23 protein-coding genes and 2 pseudogenes are annotated in these 24,573 nt (G+C 59.0%); 8 read left to right on the forward strand and 17 right to left on the reverse strand.

Annotated features, from left to right (window positions below; all coding sequences use genetic code 11):
• Window positions 1-20: 20 nt before the first annotated feature.
• Window positions 21-704, reverse strand: coding sequence for a flagellar hook assembly protein FlgD (locus tag DNJ95_RS02125; RefSeq protein WP_131183073.1), 684 nt, complete (start codon window positions 702-704; stop codon window positions 21-23).
• A 287-nt stretch (window positions 705-991) separates the two neighbouring features.
• On the opposite strand from DNJ95_RS02125, the gene DNJ95_RS02130 reads away from it, so the two are divergent.
• On the forward strand, window positions 992-1,810 hold the full coding sequence (locus DNJ95_RS02130; protein ID WP_131183074.1) for a GNAT family N-acetyltransferase: 819 nt from the start codon (window positions 992-994) through the stop codon (window positions 1,808-1,810).
• Between the two features lie 703 nt (window positions 1,811-2,513).
• On the opposite strand, the gene rpoS is transcribed toward DNJ95_RS02130, so the two are convergent.
• From rpoS to DNJ95_RS19635, 9 genes are all read right to left on the reverse strand, one after another.
• On the reverse strand, window positions 2,514-3,497 hold the full coding sequence (gene rpoS, locus DNJ95_RS02135) for an RNA polymerase sigma factor RpoS (RefSeq protein ID WP_131183075.1): 984 nt from the start codon (window positions 3,495-3,497) through the stop codon (window positions 2,514-2,516).
• Window positions 3,498-3,593: 96 nt separating this feature from the next.
• Window positions 3,594-4,430, reverse strand: coding sequence for a peptidoglycan DD-metalloendopeptidase family protein (locus DNJ95_RS02140; protein WP_131183212.1), 837 nt, complete (start codon window positions 4,428-4,430; stop codon window positions 3,594-3,596).
• A gap of 28 nt (window positions 4,431-4,458) precedes the next feature.
• On the reverse strand, window positions 4,459-5,424 hold the full coding sequence (locus DNJ95_RS02145) for a polyprenyl-phosphate transporter (protein WP_131183076.1): 966 nt from the start codon (window positions 5,422-5,424) through the stop codon (window positions 4,459-4,461).
• 18 nt (window positions 5,425-5,442) lie between these two features.
• Window positions 5,443-6,078, reverse strand: a complete 636-nt coding sequence (locus DNJ95_RS02150) for a protein-L-isoaspartate(D-aspartate) O-methyltransferase (RefSeq protein WP_131183077.1) — start codon at window positions 6,076-6,078, stop codon at window positions 5,443-5,445.
• A 38-nt stretch (window positions 6,079-6,116) separates the two neighbouring features.
• On the reverse strand, window positions 6,117-6,866 hold the full coding sequence (gene surE, locus DNJ95_RS02155; protein ID WP_131183078.1) for a 5'/3'-nucleotidase SurE: 750 nt from the start codon (window positions 6,864-6,866) through the stop codon (window positions 6,117-6,119).
• A complete protein-coding gene (truD, locus tag DNJ95_RS02160) occupies window positions 6,866-7,906 on the reverse strand; it encodes a tRNA pseudouridine(13) synthase TruD (RefSeq protein ID WP_131183079.1) in 1,041 nt (346 codons plus the stop codon). Before truD ends, surE begins: the two co-directional genes overlap by 1 nt.
• Entirely contained in the window at window positions 7,903-8,376 is a 474-nt protein-coding gene (gene ispF, locus DNJ95_RS02165; protein WP_131183080.1) for a 2-C-methyl-D-erythritol 2,4-cyclodiphosphate synthase, read from the reverse strand. Before ispF ends, truD begins: the two co-directional genes overlap by 4 nt.
• Before the next feature lie 235 nt (window positions 8,377-8,611).
• A complete protein-coding gene (locus DNJ95_RS02170; RefSeq protein WP_131183081.1) occupies window positions 8,612-9,673 on the reverse strand; it encodes an AI-2E family transporter in 1,062 nt (353 codons plus the stop codon).
• Window positions 9,674-9,749: 76 nt separating this feature from the next.
• Window positions 9,750-9,884, reverse strand: a complete 135-nt coding sequence (locus DNJ95_RS19635) for a hypothetical protein (RefSeq protein WP_276330871.1) — start codon at window positions 9,882-9,884, stop codon at window positions 9,750-9,752.
• A 218-nt stretch (window positions 9,885-10,102) separates the two neighbouring features.
• On the opposite strand from DNJ95_RS19635, the gene DNJ95_RS02175 reads away from it, so the two are divergent.
• Together DNJ95_RS02175 and DNJ95_RS02180 are read left to right on the forward strand one after the other, a co-directional pair.
• A complete protein-coding gene (locus DNJ95_RS02175) occupies window positions 10,103-10,516 on the forward strand; it encodes a P pilus assembly/Cpx signaling pathway, periplasmic inhibitor/zinc-resistance associated protein (RefSeq protein ID WP_131183082.1) in 414 nt (137 codons plus the stop codon).
• A gap of 56 nt (window positions 10,517-10,572) precedes the next feature.
• The gene (locus tag DNJ95_RS02180; RefSeq protein WP_131183083.1) at window positions 10,573-11,931 is read left to right on the forward strand and encodes a HAMP domain-containing sensor histidine kinase; all 1,359 of its coding nucleotides are present in this window, start codon (window positions 10,573-10,575) and stop codon (window positions 11,929-11,931) included.
• Between the two features lie 108 nt (window positions 11,932-12,039).
• Here DNJ95_RS02180 and phnA read toward each other — a convergent pair whose 3' ends face one another.
• Genes phnA through DNJ95_RS02200 form a run of 4 tightly spaced genes read right to left on the reverse strand, consistent with a single transcriptional unit; the run spans window position 12,040 to window position 15,778 of the window.
• Entirely contained in the window at window positions 12,040-13,290 is a 1,251-nt protein-coding gene (gene phnA, locus DNJ95_RS02185) for a phosphonoacetate hydrolase (protein WP_131183084.1), read from the reverse strand.
• A 35-nt stretch (window positions 13,291-13,325) separates the two neighbouring features.
• Window positions 13,326-14,135, reverse strand: coding sequence for a phosphonate ABC transporter, permease protein PhnE (phnE, locus tag DNJ95_RS02190; protein WP_131183085.1), 810 nt, complete (start codon window positions 14,133-14,135; stop codon window positions 13,326-13,328).
• The gene (locus DNJ95_RS02195) at window positions 14,128-14,919 is read right to left on the reverse strand and encodes a phosphonate ABC transporter ATP-binding protein (RefSeq protein ID WP_244944424.1); all 792 of its coding nucleotides are present in this window, start codon (window positions 14,917-14,919) and stop codon (window positions 14,128-14,130) included. Before DNJ95_RS02195 ends, phnE begins: the two co-directional genes overlap by 8 nt.
• Window positions 14,897-15,778 carry a PhnD/SsuA/transferrin family substrate-binding protein gene (locus DNJ95_RS02200; RefSeq protein ID WP_131183086.1) on the reverse strand — a complete coding sequence of 294 codons (882 nt, stop codon included), beginning with the start codon at window positions 15,776-15,778 and terminating at the stop codon, window positions 14,897-14,899. Before DNJ95_RS02200 ends, DNJ95_RS02195 begins: the two co-directional genes overlap by 23 nt.
• A gap of 137 nt (window positions 15,779-15,915) precedes the next feature.
• On the opposite strand from DNJ95_RS02200, the gene DNJ95_RS02205 reads away from it, so the two are divergent.
• Window positions 15,916-16,590: an FCD domain-containing protein gene (locus DNJ95_RS02205; RefSeq protein ID WP_131183087.1), complete on the forward strand. Its 675-nt coding sequence runs from the start codon at window positions 15,916-15,918 to the stop codon at window positions 16,588-16,590.
• A 192-nt stretch (window positions 16,591-16,782) separates the two neighbouring features.
• Here DNJ95_RS02205 and ltrA read toward each other — a convergent pair.
• Window positions 16,783-18,126, reverse strand: a pseudogene (gene ltrA, locus DNJ95_RS02210) (group II intron reverse transcriptase/maturase).
• Between the two features lie 723 nt (window positions 18,127-18,849).
• Here ltrA and DNJ95_RS02215 point away from each other — a divergent pair.
• Complete coding sequence (locus tag DNJ95_RS02215) at window positions 18,850-20,232, forward strand: tyrosine-type recombinase/integrase (protein ID WP_131183088.1); 1,383 nt, start codon at window positions 18,850-18,852, stop codon at window positions 20,230-20,232.
• Window positions 20,233-20,730: 498 nt separating this feature from the next.
• Here the strand turns inward: DNJ95_RS02215 and DNJ95_RS02220 are convergent, their stop codons facing one another.
• A complete protein-coding gene (locus tag DNJ95_RS02220) occupies window positions 20,731-21,933 on the reverse strand; it encodes an HNH endonuclease (protein ID WP_131183089.1) in 1,203 nt (400 codons plus the stop codon).
• A gap of 325 nt (window positions 21,934-22,258) precedes the next feature.
• The gene (locus tag DNJ95_RS02225; protein WP_131183090.1) at window positions 22,259-22,477 is read right to left on the reverse strand and encodes a hypothetical protein; all 219 of its coding nucleotides are present in this window, start codon (window positions 22,475-22,477) and stop codon (window positions 22,259-22,261) included.
• Window positions 22,478-22,566: 89 nt separating this feature from the next.
• Between DNJ95_RS02225 and DNJ95_RS19415 the strand changes: the two are divergent.
• From DNJ95_RS19415 to DNJ95_RS02240, 3 genes and pseudogenes are all read left to right on the forward strand, one after another.
• Window positions 22,567-22,795 (forward strand): annotated as a pseudogene (locus DNJ95_RS19415) (tyrosine-type recombinase/integrase); the annotation flags it as partial.
• Window positions 22,796-23,068: 273 nt separating this feature from the next.
• Window positions 23,069-23,815 carry a restriction endonuclease gene (locus DNJ95_RS02235; RefSeq protein ID WP_131183091.1) on the forward strand — a complete coding sequence of 249 codons (747 nt, stop codon included), beginning with the start codon at window positions 23,069-23,071 and terminating at the stop codon, window positions 23,813-23,815.
• 175 nt (window positions 23,816-23,990) lie between these two features.
• On the forward strand, window positions 23,991-24,413 hold the full coding sequence (locus DNJ95_RS02240; RefSeq protein WP_131183092.1) for a very short patch repair endonuclease: 423 nt from the start codon (window positions 23,991-23,993) through the stop codon (window positions 24,411-24,413).
• The last annotated feature ends 160 nt before the right edge of the window (window positions 24,414-24,573 follow it).

Consider the following 24,573-nt stretch of genomic DNA (forward strand, 5'->3'; position numbering starts at 1 on the left):
TACTCCCGCGTGCGATTCCGTTACTGACCGATACTGATGACTTTCGATAGCGAAAGGCTGCCAGCACCTGCAAGATTCAAACTCAATTCACTTCCGCCGATCGTCACGCTACTCACCGTCGCCGGCAGGTAGGTCGTCAGTGCCGTGGAAGTACCGTCCAGCGTGGCGCTGGCCTTGAAGGTATAGGTTCCGGAGGCCAGTTGCTCACCGCTATCGTTGGTTCCGTCCCAGGTGAAATCCACTGTGCCACTGCTGCTCTGGCTATCCAGCGGTATGCTCTTGACCAGGTTGCCGGCGGCGCTGTAGACCTTTACCGAGATCGCATCGGCGGCGGAAGGAATCACCACTGAGCCGGTCATCTCGGTGCCGGTCTCCACATAAGTGTTATCGGACGAGATGATCACGCTGCGCCCCACCAGCGAGGATGCCTGCAACGCCTGGGAGGACTGGTAGGAACTCACCAGGGTATCCATCGAGGTGTTCAGGTTGGTCATGCTTTCGAGGCTGCTGAACTGCGCGAGCTGGGCGACGAACTCACTGTTGTCCTGAGGGTCGAGCGGATTCTGGTTGTTCAGTTGTGTCACCAGCAGCATCAGGAAGTCATCCTTGCCGAGACTGCCGTAGCCGGACTCATTGGTCGTAGAGGTCGTGGTGCCGGAATATTGCGACAACACCGAACTGGAGACACTGTCTGTGGTACTCATCATCAACCTCCTCTACACAGCCCAAGCGAGCCCCTTTGGCATCAGAATTAGCAAGACCTGTGCCAATTCACCGACTGCCACGCCGAGCAGCCTGCCAGTCGCCCGCCCGGAGAAAAGCGGCAAGCCTTTGCCGCCCATGGGCAAACAGCGGCAATACCGAAGAACAACGGCTTCCGCCTGCCTGCCAGCCGAGCGGATTGCAGCCTGCGCCATGGACAAGCGAACATTCCGGGGAAATACTGCCGCCCTGTGAACCCCACCTCAACCGGCACCTTTTCCATTGCGGCATGCATACACTGACCTTCCAGCACCTGCCCTCGCAACAGCACCCCTTGATCGCCAGGTTCTATCGCAACCAGAAGAGTTCGATGCGAGCCTCGAAAGGCGCCAAGTACTGGGTAGCCAGGCGCAAGGAAATCGTCGCGGCCTGTTGCCTGACGCCCGTGGCGGACGGCTACTGGCTGACCAGCCTCCTGGTCGCGCCGGATGAACGCAACCGGGGTATCGCCAGCCTGCTTCTGCAGCGGTTGTCGTCTGGCATAGCGGCGCCCATATGGCTGTTCTGCCATCCATCGCTACAACCTTTATATGCAAAGGCCGGTTTCACACCCTGCGACGAAATCCCACCGCCACTCGCAGAACGACTGACTCGCTATCGGCGCAACAAGTCGCTGATAGCCCTGTGCAAGGCTCCCGCCATGAAAACACTGAATATCGCCAGCGCCTGCCTGCTGGATGACGAGAACAGGCTGCTGATCGTGCGTAAACGCGCAACCAGGCTGTTCATGCTGCCGGGCGGAAAAGCAGAGGCAGGCGAAACACCGCTGCAGACTCTCATACGCGAACTCACGGAAGAATTGGGCGTACAGATGCAGGCAAAGGATTTCCAGCCTCTGGGGCACTTCCAGGCAGAAGCCGCCAATGAGCCTGGCTTCCAGGTCTGCGCAGAGGTGTTCGTGGCGCCCTTGAGGGTTCCGGTCAAGGCACTGGCGGAGCTGGAAGAGACAGGTTGGCTGAACTGGCGAGAAACCAGCAGGGAAGACCTGGCGCCACTGCTAAAGGAAAAAATCCTGCCGGCCTTGCGGGCCAGTCTGGACGAAAGCTGAAACACCCACGGAACAGGATGCGCGGATAAAAAAAGGGGCGGGGTTAAACCCCGCCCGCCTTCTTCCCTGTCCCTTCGATCCTGTTCATCATCCTGATGAAACCCATTCCCCGGGTTGTCCTTGCCTCCCGCTCCCTGGGTAGCCGCGCCGTCCTGAGCACAGGGCTGATATTAATGATTCTCGAATGGCGGGCAACGTGTGGAAATCGCCCCGTCGGCAACGGGACAATCGCCGCCTATTAATAAAACCAATTTAAATCAGTTAGTTAGGCGATAAGCAAGGGAGAAAAGCCAGGATTCTCCCGTTTTTTTCAGATATTGCTTACAACACCTGTAAGCGAATGCTTACATGGGCAAGGGCAGACAACCCCATACCAAGGCGCTCGTACCATGCTGTTATCCGCTGGCAAGCCGCTGCGATAAAAGGTGCTGGAGCCTGGAACGCTGGACGAAAATACCGACTACCTGCCGTTTTTCGTCCAGCCCCCAGCGTTCTTCCCGGCTCTCGCCCACCCATCGCGCAGCCGCCCTGGACGCCATGCCAACCCTGCTTTCACCGCAGCGCTGTCGCACAGCAAACAGGCCCCGTGGGAGCGGGACTTACCGCCCCCACAGCTCAACCAGATACATGGCCGCCGATCGACGGCCAGGTCTGTTGGCGTTTCGCCGCAAGCCGCATTGTCGCGAGAAACGCCAAACAGCCCCTAGCGAAACAACGCATCCCCGGAAAGCCCGTTACGCTCCATGATTTCCCTCAGGCGTTTCAGCGCTTCGACCTGGATCTGCCGGACACGCTCGCGCGTCAGGCCAATCGCCTGCCCTACTTCCTCGAGCGTACAACTGTCATGCCCGCGCAGGCCGAAACGGCGGATCACCACATCACGCTGCTTCTCGTTCAGATCCGAAAGCCAGGTATCGATGCTGCTGGCCAGGTCATCGTCCTGCAGTAGCTCGAACGGATCACTCGGCTTGTCGTCGGTCAGCACGTCGAGCAACGTCTTGTCGTTGTCCGGGCCCAGAGAGACATCCACCGAGGTGACGCGTTCGTTGAGCCCGAGCATGCGCTTGACCTCCGCCACTGGCCGGTCGAGCAATTGTGCGATCTCCTCGGGGCTCGGTTCATGATCGAGCTTCTGCGTCAGTTCACGGGCCGCACGCAGGTAGAGGTTGAGTTCCTTGACGACATGGATGGGCAAGCGAATGGTGCGCGTCTGGTTCATGATCGCGCGCTCGATGGTCTGCCGTATCCACCAGGTGGCGTAGGTGGAGAAACGGAAACCCCGCTCCGGATCGAACTTCTCGACCGCGCGAATCAGCCCCAGGTTGCCTTCCTCGACCAGGTCGAGCAGGGATAAGCCACGGTTCAGGTAGCGGCGGGCGATCTTCACCACCAGGCGCAGGTTGCTCTCGATCATGCGCTTGCGCCCTGCCGGGTCGCCCTGCTGCGCAAGCCTGGCGAAGTGCACTTCCTCTGCGGGCGTCAGTAGTGGGGAAAAGCCGATTTCATTGAGATAGAGCTGGGTAGCGTCGAGCGCTCGATGATAATCGATGGAGGTGTTCTGGCGGATGGTCGGCTTTGCTGCCGAGGAGGCAGGATGTCCTTTCCCTCGGGCCTGGAGTGCGTTTGACTCCATGAGTAAGACGCTGTCATCCGCGTCAAACTCCGGCGCTTCTTTCTTGAGTGCCATTATTGTTGTCCCGTTCCGAGTTCGACCACAGACTCGGGCAACACATGATCCCTGTCATCACCCGAGTCTCCCTGTGCGGGAGCGGGCGGCCGCGGATCAGCGCTTGGGCAGATAGTTCTGGGGATCTACAGGTTTGCCCTGACGGCGTATCTCGAAATGCAGCTTCACCCGGTCAGTGCCCGTCGATCCCATTTCGGCTATGGTCTGCCCAACCTTGACACGTTGGCCTTCCCGCACCAGCAGCCTACGGTTGTGGCCGTAGGCGCTTACATAGGTATCGTTGTGCTTGATGATCACAAGTTCGCCGTAACCCCGTAGACCACTGCCGGCGTACACCACAGTTCCATCAGAAGCAGCCAGGACAGGCTGGCCCAATTCCCCCGCGATATCAATGCCTTTATTCAAACTACCGTTTGAGGAAAAACGACCGATGATCGTACCGCTCGCGGGCCAGGCCCAACCGCTCGCCGAACGCGCCTGGGTCGTCGATACCGGCGTCTGGGCGGGAGCCGTCGTCGCGACCGGGGCGGGTGTCGTGACCGGTTTGACCGGGGGGCTGACAGGCACGGTCGAAACCACTACCGAAGGAGAGGATGCCGCAGGCGTTGCATTCTGCGTTGGCCGTTGCGACGCCGCAGAGGGACTGCTTGCGCTTGCAACTGCCTGGGATGCCCTCCCATCGAAACGGATGATCTGCCCCGGATAGATGGTATAGGGCGCCGGGATATTGTTGCGACGTGCCAGTTCACGGAAATCCCAACCGAAGCGGAAAGCGATCGACCAGAGCGTATCCCCGCGCTGCACGACATATTGCCCAGTGGTAACCGCCGGCCTGCTGTTGCGATCCACGACCTGGACATTGCCCGGTGCCGGCGAGGAGGCACAGCCGGACAGCAGCCAGCCGGCTACCAACAAAGCCACGAGGGTCGGCATGGATGACGGCAGGTGGGGATTCAAACGCTCACTCCTTTGTCCGTTGCACCCGCTGCTGCCGGGGCTCGGCGGCAACCACGGCATCACGTACCGCCAGGCGCTCGAGGCCGAGCACCAGGGCGATGGCGGCGAGCGCCAGGAAAATCGCGATCCACAACTGCGGATTCTCCCCCATGACGCTGGCGTAGTTCCAGGGCAGGAGGTTCTCCTGCAACAAAGGGAAAGACTCTCCGCGGCTGTTGGTCTGCCAGGTCAGTGTCTGCTTCCACGGCCATACCTTGCCCAGCGACCCCAGCATGATGCCGGTCAGGAACGCCAGCGTGATATCGCGAACATGTTGCAACATCCAGCTGAGCAGCCTGGAAAAGCTCATCAGGCCGATCAGGCAACCGGCGCTGAACACCGCCAGCGTTCCGATGTCCAGCCCCTTGACCGCCCCCAGCACCGCCGGATAGAGCCCGAGCAACACCAGGATGAAACTACCCGAGATTCCCGGCAGGATCATCGCGCTGATCGCCACCGCCCCGGCCCAGAACAGGGTGAATGGTGTCGCGCTCAGTTGCAGGGGCGCTGCCATGGTGATCCACAGCGCCAGCGCCAGGCCGGCGCCGAAGAACAGTAATCGCCCGAGCGTCCAGACCGCCACTTCCCGCCCGACCAGATAGACGGATACCAGCACCAGCCCGAAAAAGAAGGCCCAGAGCAGTATCGGGTGGGCCTGCATCAGCCAGGTAATGACCCGCGCCAGGGTGAAGACGCTGGTCAGGATGCCGATGATCAGCACCAGCAGGAAGGTCGCGTTGCAGTGCCCCCAGGCCTCGCGGACACGCCCGCGCAGGAACAGCAGCAACGCCGTCGGCAGCGCCGCCATGGATTGCAGCAGCTTGTCGTAGATCCCAACGATCAGGGCAACGGTCCCGCCGGAAAAGCCGGGCACCACATCGACGGCGCCCATGGCCATGCCCTTGATATACAGCAGAAGAGTGCTTTTCATGGATTCATCCACTGATATTCAGATCACAGGGCCATTGAGCAATGGCACGAAACGAACGGTGTCCAGCAGATGACGGGAGAACCCGTCCTCTTCCCGCACGATCAGCATCAACTGTTGCACATCCCCGGTGCCGACCGGTATGACCAGGCGCCCGCCGGGCGCCAGTTGCCCAAGCAGGGCCTGCGGCACATCGGCCGCCGCCGCTGTCACGATGATCCCGTTATACGGCGCCAGGGCCGGCCAACCTTCCCAGCCATCGCCCCAGCGAAAGACCACATTGCGCAACCTGAGTTCGGCCAGGCGCTCCTTGGCCCGCTCCTGAAGCGCCTGTATGCGCTCCACCGAGAACACCCGCTCGACCAGTTGCGCCAGCACGGCGGTCTGGTAGCCGGAACCGGTGCCGATTTCCAGAACCTTGTCCAGCGGGCCATCCGCCAGCAGCAGCTCGCTCATGCGCGCGACCATGAATGGCTGGGAAATCGTCTGGTTGTGCCCGATCGGCAGCGCCGTATCCTCATAGGCGCGGTGCGCCAGTGCCTCATCGACGAACAGGTGCCTTGGCGTGCGCCTGATGACCTCCAGCACATGGGGGTTCGACAACCCCTCCTCGTAAAGCCGTTGAATCAGCCGATCACGCGTGCGCTGGGAGGTCATGCCCGTTCCGTGACGCAGAAACTCTTCCTGGCGACTACTCACATCAAGCCCCCCAGCCAACTGTCCAGCCCCTGGAAGGCTTCATGGAAGGTACGGTCCAGTTGCAGCGGCGTGATGGAGACATAGCCCTGCATGACGGCATGAAAGTCCGTCCCCGGCCCGCCTTCCTCCACATCGCCCGCGGCGGATATCCAGTAACCCAGTTTGCCGCGGGGGTTGGCCTGCTGCACTGGCGGCTTGGCGCGCTGCCGGTGCCCCAGCCGGGTCAGTTGCAGCCCACGGATGCGCTCCAGCGGCAAGTTGGGAATGTTCACACTCAGTACGGTACGTGCCGGCACTTCGAGATCCGCATGGTTGCGCACCAGCAGACGTGCGATATGCGCCGCCGCCGGCAGGTTGTCGGGGTCCCGCGACAAGAGCGAGAAAGCGAACGCCGGCCGCCCGGTGAAACGCCCCTCGATCGCCGCCGCTACCGTCCCCGAATACAGCACGTCATCCCCCAGGTTGGCGCCCAGGTTGATGCCGGACACCACCATGTCCGGTGGCTCGTCCAGCAGGCCGTTGATGCCCAGGTGGACACAATCGGTGGGCGAGCCGTCGATGCCGATGAAACCATTGGGCATCGTCACCGGGTGCAGGGGGCGATCCAGTGTCAGGGAACTGCTCGCTCCGCTCATGTCACGAATGGGCGCAACCACCGTGCAGCGGGCGTCACCGCTGAGCGCGTCATGAAGCGCGGCGAGCCCGGGCGCATACACCCCGTCGTCGTTGGCGATCAAAATATGCATCAGATATCCGTCGGCCCCGCCAGACTGACCAGTTCGCGCACCACGGCTGTGGCGAAGCATCCGGTCGGCAGGACGAATTCAAGTTGCAGAACTTCAGGTTCGGGATAATGCCACGACAAATCGCGTATGGGGAGGCGAAGAATACGTCGCTCGTGCTTCATACCTGCCTCGGACAGCCAGTCGACCAGGGCCTGCTGCTGCCCGGCCAGCGCCTCCTCCAGAGCCTGCACCGGCCCGCCAGCCGGTGATGGCCCGGCCCCCCAGAGCGGCCCGCTGGGATGCAGGTCGAGGGCCTCCAGCCGTGGGTCCCGGCATTCCGCCTCGGTAGCGGGAAAGAAACTGCGACTATCGGTGAACACCAGCAGATCGCCGAGCATCGCCCGGCTCCAGCTGCCGTCGGCGACACGGCTGGCCAGAACCCGATTGAACAGGTAGCTGCGCGCGGCGGACAGTACGCGGGAACGCAGGTTGCGCTGCTCGGGCAAGACGCCAGCCTGGGCGAACTCATTGGCTCGCGACAGATTCGAGCCGGAGAAACCAAAGCGCTGCATACCGAAATAGTTGGGCACTCCGCACTGACGTATACGCTGCAGACGCTCCTCCAGGACCCGGGGATCTGCCTGCAGATGTCGCAGGCGCAGGCGGAAACCATTGGCCGAATGCGCCCCACGCTGCAATTTGCGCAGGTGCCGGGTCTGTTCGAGGATGCGCAGGCTATCGCTCTGCATGGCGGAGAAATCCGGATCGGCCTTGCCGGGCAAGTGCAGGCTGAACCATTGCCGGGTCAGCGCCAGCCGGTCCTTGAGACCGGCATAACCGACCGCGCGCAATGGCAACCGGGCGGCACGGGCAATCTGCCGGGCAGCGTCCTCGGTATTGAGGTTGCGTTTCTCCACCCACAACCAGAGATGCTCGCCCTCTCCCGCCAGCGGGATATCCAGCACTTCATCGACCTGGAAGTCTTCGGCGCTTTCCTTGAGCACGGCGCTTGCGCACGGGCCGCCATGGGCCCATGGGCCCAGCAATTGCTGCTCCGTCATGATGCGAGCAGCAGCGTCACGGCATGCACCGCGATGCCTTCCTCACGCCCGACGAAGCCAAGGAGTTCGGTGGTGGTCGCCTTGACGTTGACCTGGTCGATATCCAGTTGCAGGTCCTCGGCGATCAGGGCGCGCATGGCCTCGATATGCGGGGCCATCTTCGGTGCCTGGGCCAGGATGGTCGCATCGACATTGCCGATCCGCCAGCCCCTGGCCAATACCAGGGAAACCACATGCCGCAACAGCACCCGGCTATCGGCACCTTTGTAGCGGGGGTCGGTATCGGGGAAATGCCTGCCGATATCCCCCAGGGCGCAGGCCCCCAGCAAGGCATCGCTCAGAGCGTGCAGCAGCACGTCACCGTCGGAATGGGCCACGAACCCTCGATGGTAGGGAATGTGCACGCCGCCCAGCACAAGATGATCGCCGTCACCGAAGCGATGCACATCATAACCATGACCGATACGCATAGACTGCCCATGTCCCCGAATCAACAAACCGCGAATTCTACAGGAAACCACAGGCAGCCAGGACAGGGGATCGCGCACCGCGCTCAAAGAGCCGGGAAAACCGGAAAGAGCGCAGGAAAGCTGGAGGCTGAACGAAAGGGCCTGGCAGCCCATGTTTTCGTCCGGCTTTCCAGCCTAGAGCGCCTTTATCGAAGCATCTTGCCCAGGCATGACTGCATAGTGCGATCGCCCGGGGTCAAGGCACTCCGGCCTCTTCCTCCCGTTCGGCGAACAGGTCCCAGCAAGCGATGAACAGCGCGGCGATCAGCGGGCCGATGACGAAACCATTGAGCCCGAACAACGCCAGGCCGCCCAGGGTCGAGATCAGCACGATATAGTCCGGCATCTTGGTGTCCTTGCCCACCAGGGTGGGCCGCAACAGATTGTCGACCAGGCCGATAACCAGGACACCAAAGGCGATCAGCACCACCCCGGAAACGATCGAGCCGCTGAACAGGAAGTAAATGGCCACGGGCACCCAGATCAGCCCGGCCCCCACCGCTGGCAGCAATGACAGCATCGCCATCAGCACGCCCCACAGCAATGCACTGGGGATGCCCAGGATGGCGAAGATCAGGCCGCCCAGCGCACCCTGTATCACCGCGATGATGATGTTGCCCTTGACCGTGGCGCGAACCACCTGGGCGAATTTTTCGAACAGCTTCTTTTTCTGCTCGCCACTCAGCGGCAAGGCCTTGCGGATACGTGCCACCAGATCGCGACCATCACGGATCAGGAAGAACAGCAGGTAGAGCATCACGAAAAAGCTGACGACGAACTGGAAAGTACCCTGGCCGAAGCTGAACGCCTTGGTCGCCAGGTACTGGCTGCCTTGCAGCGCACTGCTGCCAAGGCGCTCACGCAGATCATCCATGTCAGTCAGGCCGAAGCGCTGCAGATAGCCCTGAATGGACGCCGGCAGCATTTCCTTGACCTGGATGACATAGGCCCCCACGTCCAACTCGCCACTGCTGATGCGCGTATACAGCGTGCTACCTTCCTGCACCAGCAAGCCGGTGATGAAAATGACCGGCAGTACCGCGATCAACAGGCTGGCCAACAGCGTCGCCAGGGCCGCCAGGTTCCTGCGATTGTTGAACAGTACCTGCAGCCGCCGCTGCAGCGGCGCGAACAGGATGGCCAGGATCACAGCCCAGAACACCGCCCCATAGAACGGCCACAATATCCAGCCGAATGCCAGGGTCACCAGCACCAGCAGACTCAGAAAGACTTTTTGCTCGAAGATCAGATTGCCCATTGTGCCTCCCTGTTTTACCACCCTGCCCAGTGCGGCACAGGCCATTCGCATACTGTATGCACCAGCATAGACAGACTCACAAGCGACCTGGAACGTTCAATGCGCCCCGAACGCCATAGCGCTCAAAGTCTTCGGGCAAGTAAAAGCCGACGAAAACGAAAAAAGCGCTGAAGACCGGACGATGAAAGCCACCTCGTTCGCTTTCGTTCAAGCTCGAGCCTCCAGCGCTTTTTCCGGCGCCGGCCTGCAAACCTGGCAAACACCGCGGATTGAATGGAAAATGCCGCCAGGTGACCTTTACCAAGCCTTTACCCATGCCTGACCACGCTTGACCTTGCTCACCCTAGACTGTGCACATCCGGTTCGATACGCCAGTTGGCAAACGCCAGGCGGCCAGGAAACCGGGAGTCATCCACAGGAGAATCCCTCATGCGCAAGACCCTTATCAGCCTGTTGTTCGTCGCTGCACTGCCAAGCCTGGCCCTGGCCGCCCCCGAAGGTCATCCGCAGCGCCCCGCGGAACGCCATGGCCAACTGCCGTTCCATCGCCTGGACCTGAACAAGGAACAACAGAAGGAAATCCACAAACTGATCGGCACCCAGATGAAAAACCGCCACGAGATCACTCAGCGTTATCTGGACAAGCTGCCGGAAGCCGAACGCAAGGCATTCCAGAATGAACTGACCGCCAATCAGGAAAATACCGACAAGGCGATCCGCGCCCTGCTCAGCACCGAACAACAGAAGCAGTTCGACGAGCGCCAGCTCAAGGCAAAGGAAAAACGTGCCGAACGCGAAGAGTTCCTGAAATGGAAAGCCGAGCGCGAACAGCAGAAAAACTGACCCACCCAACAGCCCGGTAGCGCAAGCTGCCGGGCTGCCTGTATCACGGAGGCCCCTTGCGCTCACTGTTCTGGCGAATACTCGCTACATTCTGGCTGGCCATCACCCTGGTCGCGGCCCTGGCCATGCTATTGGGGCGGGCGTTGAACCAGGACGCCTGGATCATTGGCCGACACCCGGCCATCAAGAATCTCGCCGCCGATTGGGCACAGGTCTACGAACAGCGTGGCCCGGCCTCGGCCCAGCGCCTGCTGGAACAACAGAAACAGCGCTTCCATATCGACACCCAGGTCCTGTCCGAAAACGGCCATCCGCTCATCCCCGGAACCTTCCCTCCCCGCGCCGCCGCATTGGAGGCCCGCAGACAGCACCGTGCGGAACAATTGCCCTGGCGGCGCCTGACCAGCGAATATACCAGCCCGACCAGCGACGAGACGTATCTGTTCATCTACCGCATCCCCCACCCGGAACTCGATGAATGGCACCGCGACAGCCTGCTCTGGCCCTTGAGCGCCATAGGCATCGCCCTGATCGTCCTGAGCGGCTTCAGCCTGCTGCTGACACTCTCGATCACCCGCCCGCTCGACCGCCTGCGTGGGGCCGTGCACGACCTGGGGCAGACCAGCTACCAGCAGACATCTCTGGCGCGCCTGGCCAGGCGCCGGGACGAGCTGGGCCTGCTGGCCAGCGACTTCAACCGCATGGGCGCGCGCCTGCAAAGCCTGATCGGCAGCCAGCGGCAATTGCTGCGCGATGTCTCCCACGAATTGCGATCCCCCCTGGCAAGACTGCGTATCGCCCTGGCGCTGGCCGAGCGGGCCACCCCTGAAGAGCGCCAGAGTATCTGGCCCCGGCTGGAACAGGAGTGCGACCGCCTGGAAACCCTGATCGCCGAGATACTGGAGCTCGCCCGGCTGGATGCGGAGCCCGGTGCACCGGTGCGGATCGACCTCGACGAGGTATTTTCCCGACTACGTGAAAACGCCCGGATAACCGCGCCCGACACACGAATCCTCAGCCGAGTACAACCCGGGATCGAGTTCCAGGGATGGCCCGATATGCTCGAACGGGCCCTGGACAACCTGCTGCGCAACGCCCTGCGCTTCAACCCGCCGGGTAGCGATATCGAACTGAATGCACGGCTCGACGCGGGGCAGTTGCTCCTGAGCGTACGCGACCACGGTCCCGGGGTAGACCCCGCCCACCTGCCACATCTGAGCCAACCGTTCTACCGCGCTCCGGGCCAGACCGCCGCAGGCCATGGTCTGGGGCTGGCCATAGCGCAACGGGCAGCCGAGCGGCACGGTGGCAGGCTCTGCCTGGACAACCACCCGGAAGGCGGCTTCACCGCCAGCCTGCAGTTGCCACTGGCTGGAGCGGCTTATACGGAAACGCAAAAGCAGCCAGAGGCCTGAAGCTGTGGCTGGGTACCCTGGATATTGGAAAATCGAAGAGCCTTCCCTGGCTTTTTGATTCCAAAGGAAAAACAGGGGGAAATCAGCATGATTCCCCCTTGTGAAGCCTTACAACGTGCCGTTGATGGCGAACTCGAAAATCTGGTAACTCTTGATATCCGTATAGGTGACGTTTTTCCTGTACTCGGCGTTAAGCGGGCGATTCAGGATGAATGGAACCTTGGTTTCCGTGATACCGCCATGTGTTCGCAGACGATGGCCCTTCAGACCGTTCAGGTCGTGCAGTCTGGCCGAACTGCCGATGACTACGTTTTTCCTGGAAATGACCACCACATCCGCTTCCCGGTCTTCCGGCAGATCGAACATGCGGCATGCAATCGCTTTCCCCAGGGCAAGATCGACCCCTTCCACGGCGGCTACCCGGTCGATAATCGCCTGTACGCTGACATTGCCCTTGCGCCAGATGCGCACAAAGCTGCCCAGCGCACCGTGATGAGCGACAAAGGCATCGGTGATCGGGCAAATAACCGTGGTTTCTCCCGCGCCAAACTCGGCATCGAGGATGTCTTGCAACCAGATCACATTCGGCTCGCCCGCCTCATTGCTCTTGTCGCTCATGCCGTGGTCGGCGATCAGTCCGAGGACGATATCTTCTTGCACAAGACGCCCGAAGGTATCGTCGAGTCGCTGGTAGAAATGGCGCGCTTGCGCTTCTTCGGGGGCCCATTTGTGCTGCACGAAGTCGGTCAGGGAGAGATACATCAGGTCTGGGCGCTTATCCTGCAGCAGCCTGATACCCGCCTCGAGCACGAACAGCGACAGCTCCATCGAGTACATGTCCGGCTTGGGCATGCCGACATATTCGAGCGCATTCTCGATACCGTTTTCCTCCAGCGTGCAGCGGTCGGCATACTCGGATGAAAACGACACATGGCCCTGGCTGACATCCAATCCCTTGCCAAGTTGCCGACGCAGCTTGTCCTTGGCAGTGATGGACACGACCTTGGCCCCTGCCTTGGCGAAGCCCGCCAGAATGGTCTCGCCGCGCAGGAGCTCCGGCCCGGTCATGACCACAGGCTCCCAGGTCTTCGTGTCCAGGTAGAAGTTGCCGGAAATGCCATGCCTGGCGGTCGGCGTCCCGGTGATGATGGACATATTGTTCGGGCAGGTGAACGATGGCATCGAGCCGGTCGCCACGGTCGAGTAGCCCTCCTGGATGAAACGCTGGATATTGGGCAATACGCCATCGGCAAGGAATCGACGAAGGTATTCCGGATCGCCACCATCAATGCACACGACCACGACTGGCCGTTCGGGCCAGCGATAAGCATTGCCATTGATATTGACTGAATGACTCATTTTCTTTCCTTCATGGAGTGGATGTTTGCAGCGGTTCACTGCCGTTTTTTTAGAAGGGATGTGCGGGCGCGAGAGGATATTTTTTCCACACTCAGCACTAGCAGGAAGATCATCAGAACGATGGTCGCGGCCTGATCGAATCGGAAAAGCTCCATCGAAGTCGCCAGTTCGGCACCGATGCCACCTGCGCCGACCAGGCCCAGCACTACGGATGAGCGCACGGCTTTTTCCAGGGCAAACAGGCTGGAGTTGATAAGGCTGGGCATGGCCATCGGCAACGTGGCGCAGACAATCACCGATAGCCTGGACGCACCGATCGCGGACAGCGCTTCCGGAGGGCCGTCATCCACTTCCTCGATAGACTCGGCAAAGAATCTGGCGCAGAAGCCGATGGTGTCCATGATCAGGGTCAGCGTGCCCGCGAATGGGCCAAGGCCGACCGATGCAACGAAGAACAACGCCCAGGCCAGATCGGGAATCGTCCGGATGAAACTGACCAGGCTGCGAATGACCGAACGCACCGCCGGATGTGGTGCGTAGTTCCGCGACATCAGCACGGCCAGTGGCAGGCTGATGAGGATGCCGATCACCGTGCCGACCAGCGCCATCTGGAATGTGACCAGTACCGAACGCATCGTCGGCACGATTCGATCGGTCGCGGGCGGCACCATTTCGGAAGCGATCTTTGCCATATTGGGCAAGCCCGTCACCAGTTCCGACACGGAAACCCCCGCCGCCGAGAATGACCATGCAAGGAAGGCGACGAAGGCAAGGAAGGCCAGCAGGGAACCGGCTGCGGGGCGCTCGAACCGGGTAGGCAGCCTGGCATGTGGTTTCTTACTCATACATCCCCCGCAATTGCTGAGCACTCAGGCTGTTGCTAGGGACGTCCAGACTCAGGCGAGAATCCTGCAAGCCCAGGACACGATCCGCATAACGCAGCGCGTGTTCCAAGTGATGTGTCACGAAGACCAGCGTAAGAGATTCATCACGCGCCAGATCCGAGAAGACCTGCATGACATCCTCGCCAGCCTGCGGATCGAGGCTGGCAGCGGGTTCGTCGGCAAAGATCATGCTGGGCTTTTGCATCAGCGCCCGGGCGATGGCGACGCGCTGCGACTGCCCGCCGGACAGTTCGCCGGCCTGTCTCTTGCTGAGGTGGCCGAGCTTGACCTGATCCAGGCAATGCAAGGCATAGTCCCGATGCTCGCTGGCCGCGACACCCTGGAACCACATGCGCGGCGTGCGTGCCCAGGCCATGCCGCCATGCAGCACATTGGTCAGTACGGAAAGACGGCTGACCAGATTATGTTTCTGAAAGATGAAGCCAACGCGCGAGCGGGCCTTGGACAGCGCATTGCCCCGCAACCCGGTCACGCTTTGATCGCCGAAATATACGATCCCCGAATCCGCGTCGATCAGGCGCATGCAACACCGCAGCAGGGTACTCTTGCCGGCACCGTTGCCGCCGATGATGGCAACCCGCTGCCCGTGTGGAATATCGAATGAAACATCCGACCACACGGGCGCTGCCGCCCCGTCGAAACGCTTGCTGAGGCCACTGACGCGCAACGCGGGAAAGGTCTTGCTGATCGAGGCAGGCATATCAATCACCGATGAATTCAGCATATTCGGGATAACCGGCCGTGCGATACATGGTGCGTACGGCGTTGTAATCCTTATCCGCGATCGACGTCAGGAACCGCATGCCCTGGTAGCGTTTGGCGTGCTCCGCCCCCTGGCCGATGCTGGCTATCAGGCTTGTGGAGTGATCGACGATTGCCTTGCGCAGTCGTTCGGCGGTCTGCGTGGGGACATGCTCACCCGCCATCAGCAAGTCATTCGGCAAATCTCCGCTTCGGGCCAGGACGCGATAGGCGTTCTGCTGGTCCTTGGGCTCTTGCGCCAGGAAGTTTTCCAGGTCAGAGCGCCCCATGCCGACGGCCTGGAGGTCGCCTTTCTTCAGCCCCTCCCAGGCGAGGCGCAAATGGGTATGGGTGACTTTGATGTCGTTGAGTGGCTCCAGGCCGACGTCAGCCAGCAATTGGATCGGCCCCAGATGCCGCGAGGTAGAACCGACGGAGCCAAGGCCAACGTGCTGCCCCTTGAGTTCCAGCAACGAGAAGAGCGGGCTGTTCGCCTTGACCACAACCAACGAGTAGTAATCGGGGCGATAAAGACCGGCGACCACCTTGGCATTGGCGCGCTTTTGCATCACCACATACTCGGCCGGCCCGGTCAGCACGAAATCCACCTTCTTGAAGCGCAAGGCTTCGAGCGCGGCGGTGCGATTGGTAACGGGCAGGAAGTCGATAGCCAGACCACTGGCGCGCTCCAGTTCGGCCTTGAACGGCCCGAACTCCCGTTGCAGCTCTTCGAGGCCAACGAGGTCGGTCACGGCCAGCTTGATGTTCTGGGCATGTGCGCTCAGTGAACCGCCCAGCAGCGAAAGCGCCAGGGCGGCGCCAGTCAGTAGCTTGCGAAACATGATGTGGTTCCTTTCCAGGGTGTTGTGGAACCGCCATGCTAGAGAGCCAATATTGAATATTGTTGACAATTTACGATATTGAAGAGCTGCGATACAATCACAATCATGTTGTTCTTCAGCCACAGAAAGAGGCCCTGATGAGTTCTCCCGACGCAATTTCACTGCTGCGTACGCAGTCCCTGACGACGCTGGTGCATGAGGAACTGGAGCAACGCATTGCCGCCGGGCGGCTCCTTCCCGGCACTCCCTTGCGCGAGTCCGCCATCGCCACGGACATGGGCATCTCCCGTGGCCCGGTGCGTGAGGCGTTTCGCATGCTGGAAGAACGCGGACTGGTCATGTTCGAGAAGAACTGCGGGGTGCGTGTCCGCCAGCTAGACCTTGAGCAAGCCACCCACATTTATCAGGTGCGGATTCCCCTGGAGGGCTTGATCGGTGAACTGGTCACGCAGAATCTGAGTTCGGATGCGACCAATCAGGTTCGGCTCGTGCTGGAAGAAATGGCAGAGCGCGTCGCACATCAGGATGTTCCCGCCTATACGGATCTGAACTTCCGCTTCCATGACCTGCTTGCCAAGTTCACGGGCAACCCTGCTCTTTACGATACCTATCGGCGATTGGTCGTACAGCTCAAACTCTTCAGGAGCTATACCTTTCGGCACAGCCCTGAAACGATTGGCGTATCGCTTCGGGAACACACGGCAATCTTCGAGGCGATTGTTTCTCTGAACGTCCTTTTGGCAGGGGAGCTTCTGCGCCAACATGCCAAAGACAGTTTGCAGCGTCTTCGTGCCGTCGCGCAGCCTTCATGAGGCGCTAGCAAAGGAGCAGATGGAGTCCCGGTATCTGCGGCCCGTGCAGAGGAACGGCCTCACATCGAGCAGCCTCCGCGGTCACGGGCCCATCAAGGAACCAAATCGGCATAGGGGACAGTCCTCATGGACTGCGCCCCTGCCACACCACCCGGCATGCGGGTCCGCACCGGGCGGTTCGAGAGATTGAGATCATGAGAGCCGGGGCAGTCCCAAGCGGTCGAACCAGGCCAGGTTCAGCACGCTGTTGAGCAGCTTGCCGCTGTTGCGCCACCCGGCGCGCCACGGCTACGCCTGCTCCCTGTGCACGCAATTCCCGGAATTGGGTCTTGCCTCGCTTCCATTGCTTGAGCTGGATTGCCCGCAGCCGATGCCGCAGCCATTCGTCCAGCGCCCGCCAGACCCTCGGCGTCTGCGCCAGTCGGTAGTAGCCTTTCCAACCCAGCAGGTAGCTTCCCAGACGCTCGACCACCTGCTGCAGACTGCGACCTCCCGAGCGGCGACTCAGTTGCCGGATACGTCGCTTGAACGTCTCCAGCGCCTTCTTCGCCACTCGCCGCTTGACCACTCCTTTTGGCGCGACCCAGAAGCTGTACCCCAGGAACTTGTGTCCCGCAAATACACGGCTCACCGCGCTCTTGCTCTCATTGACCTTCAAGCGAAGCCGGGCGTACAAACGACGCAGCAGCGCCATCTCCCGCTCTCCCGCCCGACGACTGTGCACATAGACGTTGCAGTCATCGGCATAACGGGCGAAGCAGTGACCACGGCGCTCCAGCTCCTTGTCTACTTCGTCGAGCAGCACGTTGGCCAGCAGCGGCGACAACGGGCCACCTTGAGGCATGCCTTCGTGACGTTGCATGAGCAATCCGCCATCCAGGATGCCGCTGTTCAGGTACGCCCGAATCAGACGGATGACGCCTTGGTCCGGGATACGTTTGCGTAGGCGGTCAATCAGGATGTCGTGGTTGACCCGGTCGAAGAATTTCTCCAGATCGACATCCACCACGATCCGCCGCCCGCGCTGCACGTACACCTGCGCGGCAAGTACCGCGTCGTGCGCACTGCGCCCAGGACGAAAGCCGTAGCTGTGCTCGCTGAAGGTGGGGGCGAGCAGCGGTTGCAGCACTTGCAGCAACGCCTGCTGGATCAGGCGATCGGTCACCGTCGGGATACCCAGCTCGCGCTGGCTACCATCCCCCTTGGGGATCACCACCCGCCGCACCGGCCTGGGCCGGTACTGCCCCGACAACAACCGCTCACGAATATCGGCCCACTCCGTCAGCAGCCGCTCGGCCGTCTGTTCTATGTTCAGACCGTCGACACCCGCTGCTCCCTTGTTGGCTTTGACTCGCTTCCACGCTCGTTGCAGATTGGCTCTCGAAAGGCCCGTTGCAGCAGCCCTTGCCCTGTGCCGTCGGTTTCACCCCGCGGGCGTAATGCCTCGTCGCTGGCGCTGTGATTCACGGCTTCACCGCTCACCGCCTGCACCCGCCCCACCTCCTGGTGGGCATCTGACTTCAGGTCATGTCGCATCGGGATGGCCTATGACACTCTCTCTCGTTCGGCCTTTCGTCAAAAAAACTACTACGGCCTCTGCTGACTTCTGTTCGCCCATCCCGTCATCTCGCGATACCGGTAGCACATGGCAGGCCAAACAGATCTCCCAGGGTAATTCGCGCGACCTTCCTGCTTATGCCTGTCGGATTTACCTCGCAGCGTTCCGTGCAAGTATTGGGCTTTGCCAATCATGGCTACCTTACCCCGCTACGCCGCCTCTATCCGCTTCCTGTTCGTCAGGCCAGCATTTTGCCTTCGGCTTCCTTCAGATTCGCAGTCACCCACGACACCCTTGCCGTCCAGCTAACACTTCCCCTTGCCGGGTGCGTAGAGGACTTTCACCTCCAAGTCACCAACGAGGCCACCACAGCCAAGCTGGTTGCGCTCACGCGCAACGCGCCATGCCTGGCGCACCATGAAAAAAAATCCAGTCACCGCTAATTGACTGGATTTCTTGAGGTTTTTTGGTCTGGACGGAGTGATTTTAACACTCTACCCCTTGCACCCCATGCGCTTATTTGGTGGATTTCCATGGAAGTCCATGGACGCTAATGGAATACCTACAACCTAGTAAATACGGGGCATACAGGCTATATTGGCGTCCATCACAATCCACCAGCATCCACCGACAGCCACGCGATTCGGTGGGGTAAAAGTGGGGTAAAAATACAGGCGACGGGATTATGCAAGGGGTAGGACATGGCCAAACTGACAGCCAAGCAACTGGAAGCGCTCACCGCCGCCGATGACGGCAGGATCCTCCGCGAAGACGGTGGCCTGGTCGCCAAAGTTCGCTCAGGTTTGCGAGGCGTAACGGTGCAATTCCGCTATGAGTTCAAGCTGAATGGATTGAAGCGCGACCAGAGCCTGGGCAGTTGGCCGAAGAAATCGCTGGCGCAGATCCGCGCCGAACGTGATGAGGTGAAAGCGACAGCCGCCAAAGGTATCGATCCCACTGCGGCCCGCAAAGCCGCCAAGATCGAAGCCCAGGCCGCCATCGCCGCCACCATTGCCGAGGCCGAGCGCCAGTCCGCGGAGAATAAGACGGTCGCCGACCTCTTCGAAGAGTGGATGCACGATGGCGTATCCCGCCAGGACGGCAACGCCGAACTGCGCCGCAGCTTCACCAAGGACGTACTGCCCCTCATTGGCAAGAAGCCCCTGCGCAACCTCACCGAGAAAGACCTGCTCGCCGTCCTGCGCTCGATCAAGGCCCGCGGCCTGAACCGCACCGTCGTGATCCGCAACAACGACATTGGCCAGATGCTGCGCTGGGCCGAAAAGCGCAAACCCTGGCGCGGCCTGATGGCCGACGGCAACCCGGCCGACCTGGTAGACGTCAACAAACTCCTCGACCACGACTACCAGGAACAACGCGACCGCCTCCTCTCCCCCGACGAAATCCGCGAACTACGCGACATCTTCGCCCGCCTCGAACACGACTACGACGCCCTCCCCGCCGGCCAGAAATACTCCGGCATCCGCCCGGTCAACCCGCGCGTGCAATGCGCCGCCTGGATCTGCCTGAGCACCCTCTGCCGTATCGGCGAACTGCTCAAATCCGAATGGCGCCACGTCGATCTGGAAAAAGGCACCTGGTTCATCCCGGCCGAGGCCACCAAAGGGCACAAAGGCAAGCGACAGGATCACCACGTGTTCCTATCATCATTCGCACTGAACCAGTTCAAGCGCCTAAAGGAAGAAACCGGGCATACACCGTTCTGCTTCCCGAGCAAGGACGAGAACAGCCACGTCGATACCAAGACGGTCAGCAAGCTGATCGGCGATCGGCAGTGCCGTTTCAAGAACCGCAGCAAGCCGCTTACTGGTCGCCATAATGACGACTCATTGGTGCTTAGCAAGGGTGCTAAGGGTGAATGGACTCCGCATGACCTCCGGCGCACCGGTGCAACGATGATGCAGGAGCTCGGCGTAACGCTGGAGATCATTGATCGCTGTCAGAACCACTTGCTGGGTGGTTCCAAGGTACGTAGACACTATTTGCATCATGACTACGCGAAGGAAAAAACCGAGGCATGGAGAATGCTCGGAGGACACATCGAAGCCATCTTGACCACTTAGGAATGTCATACCGAAGTGCCTTGAGGCTTCAACACACCAAAGCGGAATCCTTGCATAAACATGCAAGTTGCTCACGATATTTTTGGTGCCACCGGCCACCCAGACTAACTTCAGGGTATCTAGTTGAGCCACACATGCCAGATCAGATAACTCAGTCAGCTTGATTGATCTGCCTGAGCCTGGGCCGCGTGATCAGATGATTTCGTTCCAGACCAATTTTGGCTCACCATTGTCTTCCACCGTGTGCACCCACTTACAGCCGCAGGCTTTGCAGCTGTAATACCGCTTATCTGTGCCAATTGGGTTACGTTTCCCGGTGAGTTCAAAGCCCTCTGCGGCCTCACCAGTATCCAATAGGCTCATTGAAGTTTCGCAGCACGGATTAATCACTTCGCTTCTCCTTATGCCGGTACCGCACTGATACTCCATTCTCGAACAACAAGCCACTAGCCGGTAGTCACAAGACCTGTGCGTCTGGCAACAGCTCAGCCTGCTCAATCAACTCGATGCTCCCAGTCCCTTAAAAACAAATTGCCGATGAAAGCCCAGGTATCTCTGCTGCATAGAAGTGAAAGTACCTACATTCAGGATGGTGGATATTCCCCACGCGTCCAGAGCTCCGCGAGCGCTTTCACACGAGACAAGCAGATCTCCGTTATCGGAGAAGGATATCCATCCACGATCGAAAAGCTTGTCTGCGTGCGGAGCAAGCATCAAGCCGTTGCTACCATCGAGCCTCTCCGTATTGTCAGAGTCCTTCCATGGCTTGATGTGACTGGCAATCAGAAAGCGCTCATCAGCAATACCGGTGAGGCGACATGCACGCTCTATTTTTAGCAGTTGTTGGCGAAACTCTCCCTGCCCAACGCGGGCGTTGATGAGCTGTTCTTTTACGGTCGGTTTCAGGTTCGAGGAAAGAATAGAGGCAGCCTCGCCCTGCTCTATCACTATTTCCGAGACACTTTCTGCGGTCGCCATGCCCTCAGCCGCCTGATCAGATAGACCAAGCAAAAAACTACCTAACTCGGCTGAAATAGCTGCCAGATAGCACTTCTGGTTACCAAGACCATCGTGACGGATTGGCGAGTACTTCTCGGGAAGAAGGGGGGCGATTTGCTCAAGGTGAGCTCTAGGCTCAATCGGGCTAGCAAGAACGATCCACTGAATAGGCACACGCCAACCGATACCATCCCATGACTCGCTTCTCTCATCGTATTGGGTTGGCATTCTTTGCTCATGGCATCTGCTCTGAACAACCCCAACTGCACGGATAGCAGCCCCTGCGTAGGAAAAAACCACATCGCCAGGACGAACAAGGGTTAAGTTCTCGTAGGTCTGATTATGTGCGCCGTTACTGTTCGTCTTCGGCGACCATATATACCCGCCATCAATTTCAGCTCGATGCGTCTTCTTGTGGTTAACCCACCAAAACGGGCGTACCGACTTTGCATCAACTGAACCCCGGGTGAAAGTTACCAACTCCCTAGGCATGTCTAGCGCACCCCGCTCCCATCCAGCGGCAATCCAAAGGTGAGCCCAGGTATGAGTATCTTCGGTGCGCGAATTACCCCACCAGGCCTGGTGCTCTCTGGCACTCCGAGGCAGCCTCCCAACTAGCTCGTCGATTTGACCGAAAGAAAGCGTGACGGAGTCTTGTGTCTGGGCCTGAAGAAACGCTGCCAAAGGCGTGTATTTGCTCACCGCTCACCTCCTTGTTTAGGGCTATCGAGCATACACGCCACAGGCGAACCCTTCATGCTCAGCATGCATCATCTGAGTGCGGCCGATTACCGTGAAATTGAGTGCTGCAGAGCGACAGCAGCAGTAAATCCGCATTCTTCCTGGAAAATGGCGACAGACAGGGGGCTATTACCTACAAGCCAATCATTCGTAGGAGGTACCTATGCACCCAGGAGCCATTGTGGCTGTGATCGTCATCGTGCTAATCGCGTTTTTGCTATAAAACTGAGCTACCCAGTCCGGCCACCATCCTTGCCCGATGCGCGGCCGGCGGATGTCTGGAAGCCTAGCAGACCTTCTTGGCCGATATCGTTCTGCAGTGAGGTGGATAAATACCGGTGCTGTCACTGACCTCGTACGAGGCAACAACCTCACCAACCACATTCACCTCGTCGTAGAAATAGAGGTCAATATCTTGCCCCTTGCGACCGCCAAGGGCCTTCATTCCAGTGCCCACCAGACGGTGCCCATCGGGAATGCCGATCTTCTTGAAGTGCTCTTCCATTCCTAGCTCCTGAACCGGCCCCATGCCGGATCGCTAGAACCTACCCCACATCCTTCTGTCACGCCACACGACGAGGTGCCCTCATGCCCAAGCGCCAGGATAACCACGTGTTTCTGTCACCGCTAGCATTGAGCCAGTTCAAGCGCCTGAAAGATGAACCAACCACACCCTGTTCTGCGTCCCCAGCAAGGACGAAAGCAGCCACGTCGACACTAAAACGCTCAGCAAACTGATCGGCAATGCCACTTCAAGAACCGCAGCAAGCCCCTAACTGGCCGCCATCATAGGGCACCTCTACAACGTAAGCGAGGCAGCCAACGTAAGGCAAAAAACAGGCGAAAAAGAGCAGTTTACGTGTTGTAAATGAGCATTTTTAGCTTATTTTTAACACCGCGATGGCAACGCAGGTAGTTTTAGAGGCGCCCCATAACGACTCACTGGTGCCGAGCTAGGGCATCAAAGGTGGATAGACGCCGCAAGACCTCCGGCCTAACCCTCAACGAAGGTGCGGAGCTAATCAGCCCAAAATATAAAACTCTAGCAATCGATTAAAAACAGAAAAGTAAAGCCCACTAAAAAGCCTAAGGTCAAATGAAAAAAGACAAACCAGACTGGGAAAAATATGAGCGCCTGGTGGCGAAGCTGGTATCTGAACAACTCTCCACCGAATACTGCGTAACACCCAACGCTAAAATAACAGGAAAAATTAGCAAAAAAAAACGGCAGATTGATGTTTTGATTGACTCAAGACACAACACCGAAAATGAAAATCGTATAATCATCGACGCCAAGATTCGCACTCGCCGAATCGACATTACACATGTAGAAGCCTTTCTAGGATTAATGGCTGATACCGGCGCAACACATGGTTATTTAGTTTGCCCAAACGGATATACGAAAGCAGCAGAACTTAGAGCCCAAGACTCTGTATCAATTCGCCTACTACCATTGAATCGCCTAGAGAATTTTGATCCATCAACATGGCCTAATTGCCTTGTTCCAAACTGCCAAAACGGTCGTATATTTTGGGATGGCTACCCCTCCATAGATGTCGCCCTAGCACCGTTAAATGGTGGAAAAACAATCTCTATCTCTTACGTTCATTACGTAGGGAAATGCGACAAATGCAGCCGATTTCATGTCAAATGCTTATCCTGCAAACACATACTATCCGTACCTCACGAATCTGATGAAGATTGCGGGGTTCAATGCAGTTGCGGCCTGCCATGGTTTTGGCTCGCATCTATTGAAGAGGATCACACAGGACAGCGTTCTGCGGAGCTACACTTAATTCGAGGTCACAATCAAATACTTACAGCAAGCCGACGATCACTATAAATTTATCGCTATAGCAAAACACCCTCACTGCGGTCAGTCGCACATGTTAGTGCATAACATGCACTAACCATTGTACTCCTATCGCAAGGCGGGAGCAGAGAACATCAGCCATCCAAGTCGACAAAACTGGAGCTCACCCAACGAAACAACAAGGCAAATAAACGAGGAGATATCTATGACAGATACCATCAGCGCCGGCGAGCGTAGCCGCATCATGTCCCTAGTAAAAAGTAAGAATACCCGGGCCGAAATGCTTGTTCGGCAGTTGGTGCACAGCGCCGGGTTCCGCTATCGACTGCATGATGCCAAGCTCCCCGGAAAGCCAGACCTAGTATTCTCGCGCAAACGCAAGGTAATCTTTGTGCATGGTTGCTTTTGGCACCTCCATGAGAACTGTCCATTTTCTCGAATGCCTAAATCAAACCAGGAGTATTGGGTCGCAAAACTCGAGGGCAATAAAGCTCGCGACGAGATAAACCTGCAGAAGCTTCATGACACCGGCTGGCAGACATTAGTGGTATGGGAATGCGAGCTGCGGGATCTGATTTCATTGGCGTCACGGCTTCACTCATTCCTTTTAGATGAGCCATCCTGTTAATCCCCCTCCGGAGCCTTTCGCAAAATACCGATAAAACTTCACTCAGAGCTTTACCACAGCATCAATGGGTCAAATCGAGTGATTGCCTGAGCCCCTCACGAGCTCTGAAACCTAATCGCGCAGCTGAATTGATCCGTCAACTACGGGGACGTCAACAGAC

Origin of the sequence: Stutzerimonas kirkiae, from assembly GCF_004327335.1 — a bacterium.
GTDB lineage: Bacteria > Pseudomonadota > Gammaproteobacteria > Pseudomonadales > Pseudomonadaceae > Stutzerimonas > Stutzerimonas kirkiae.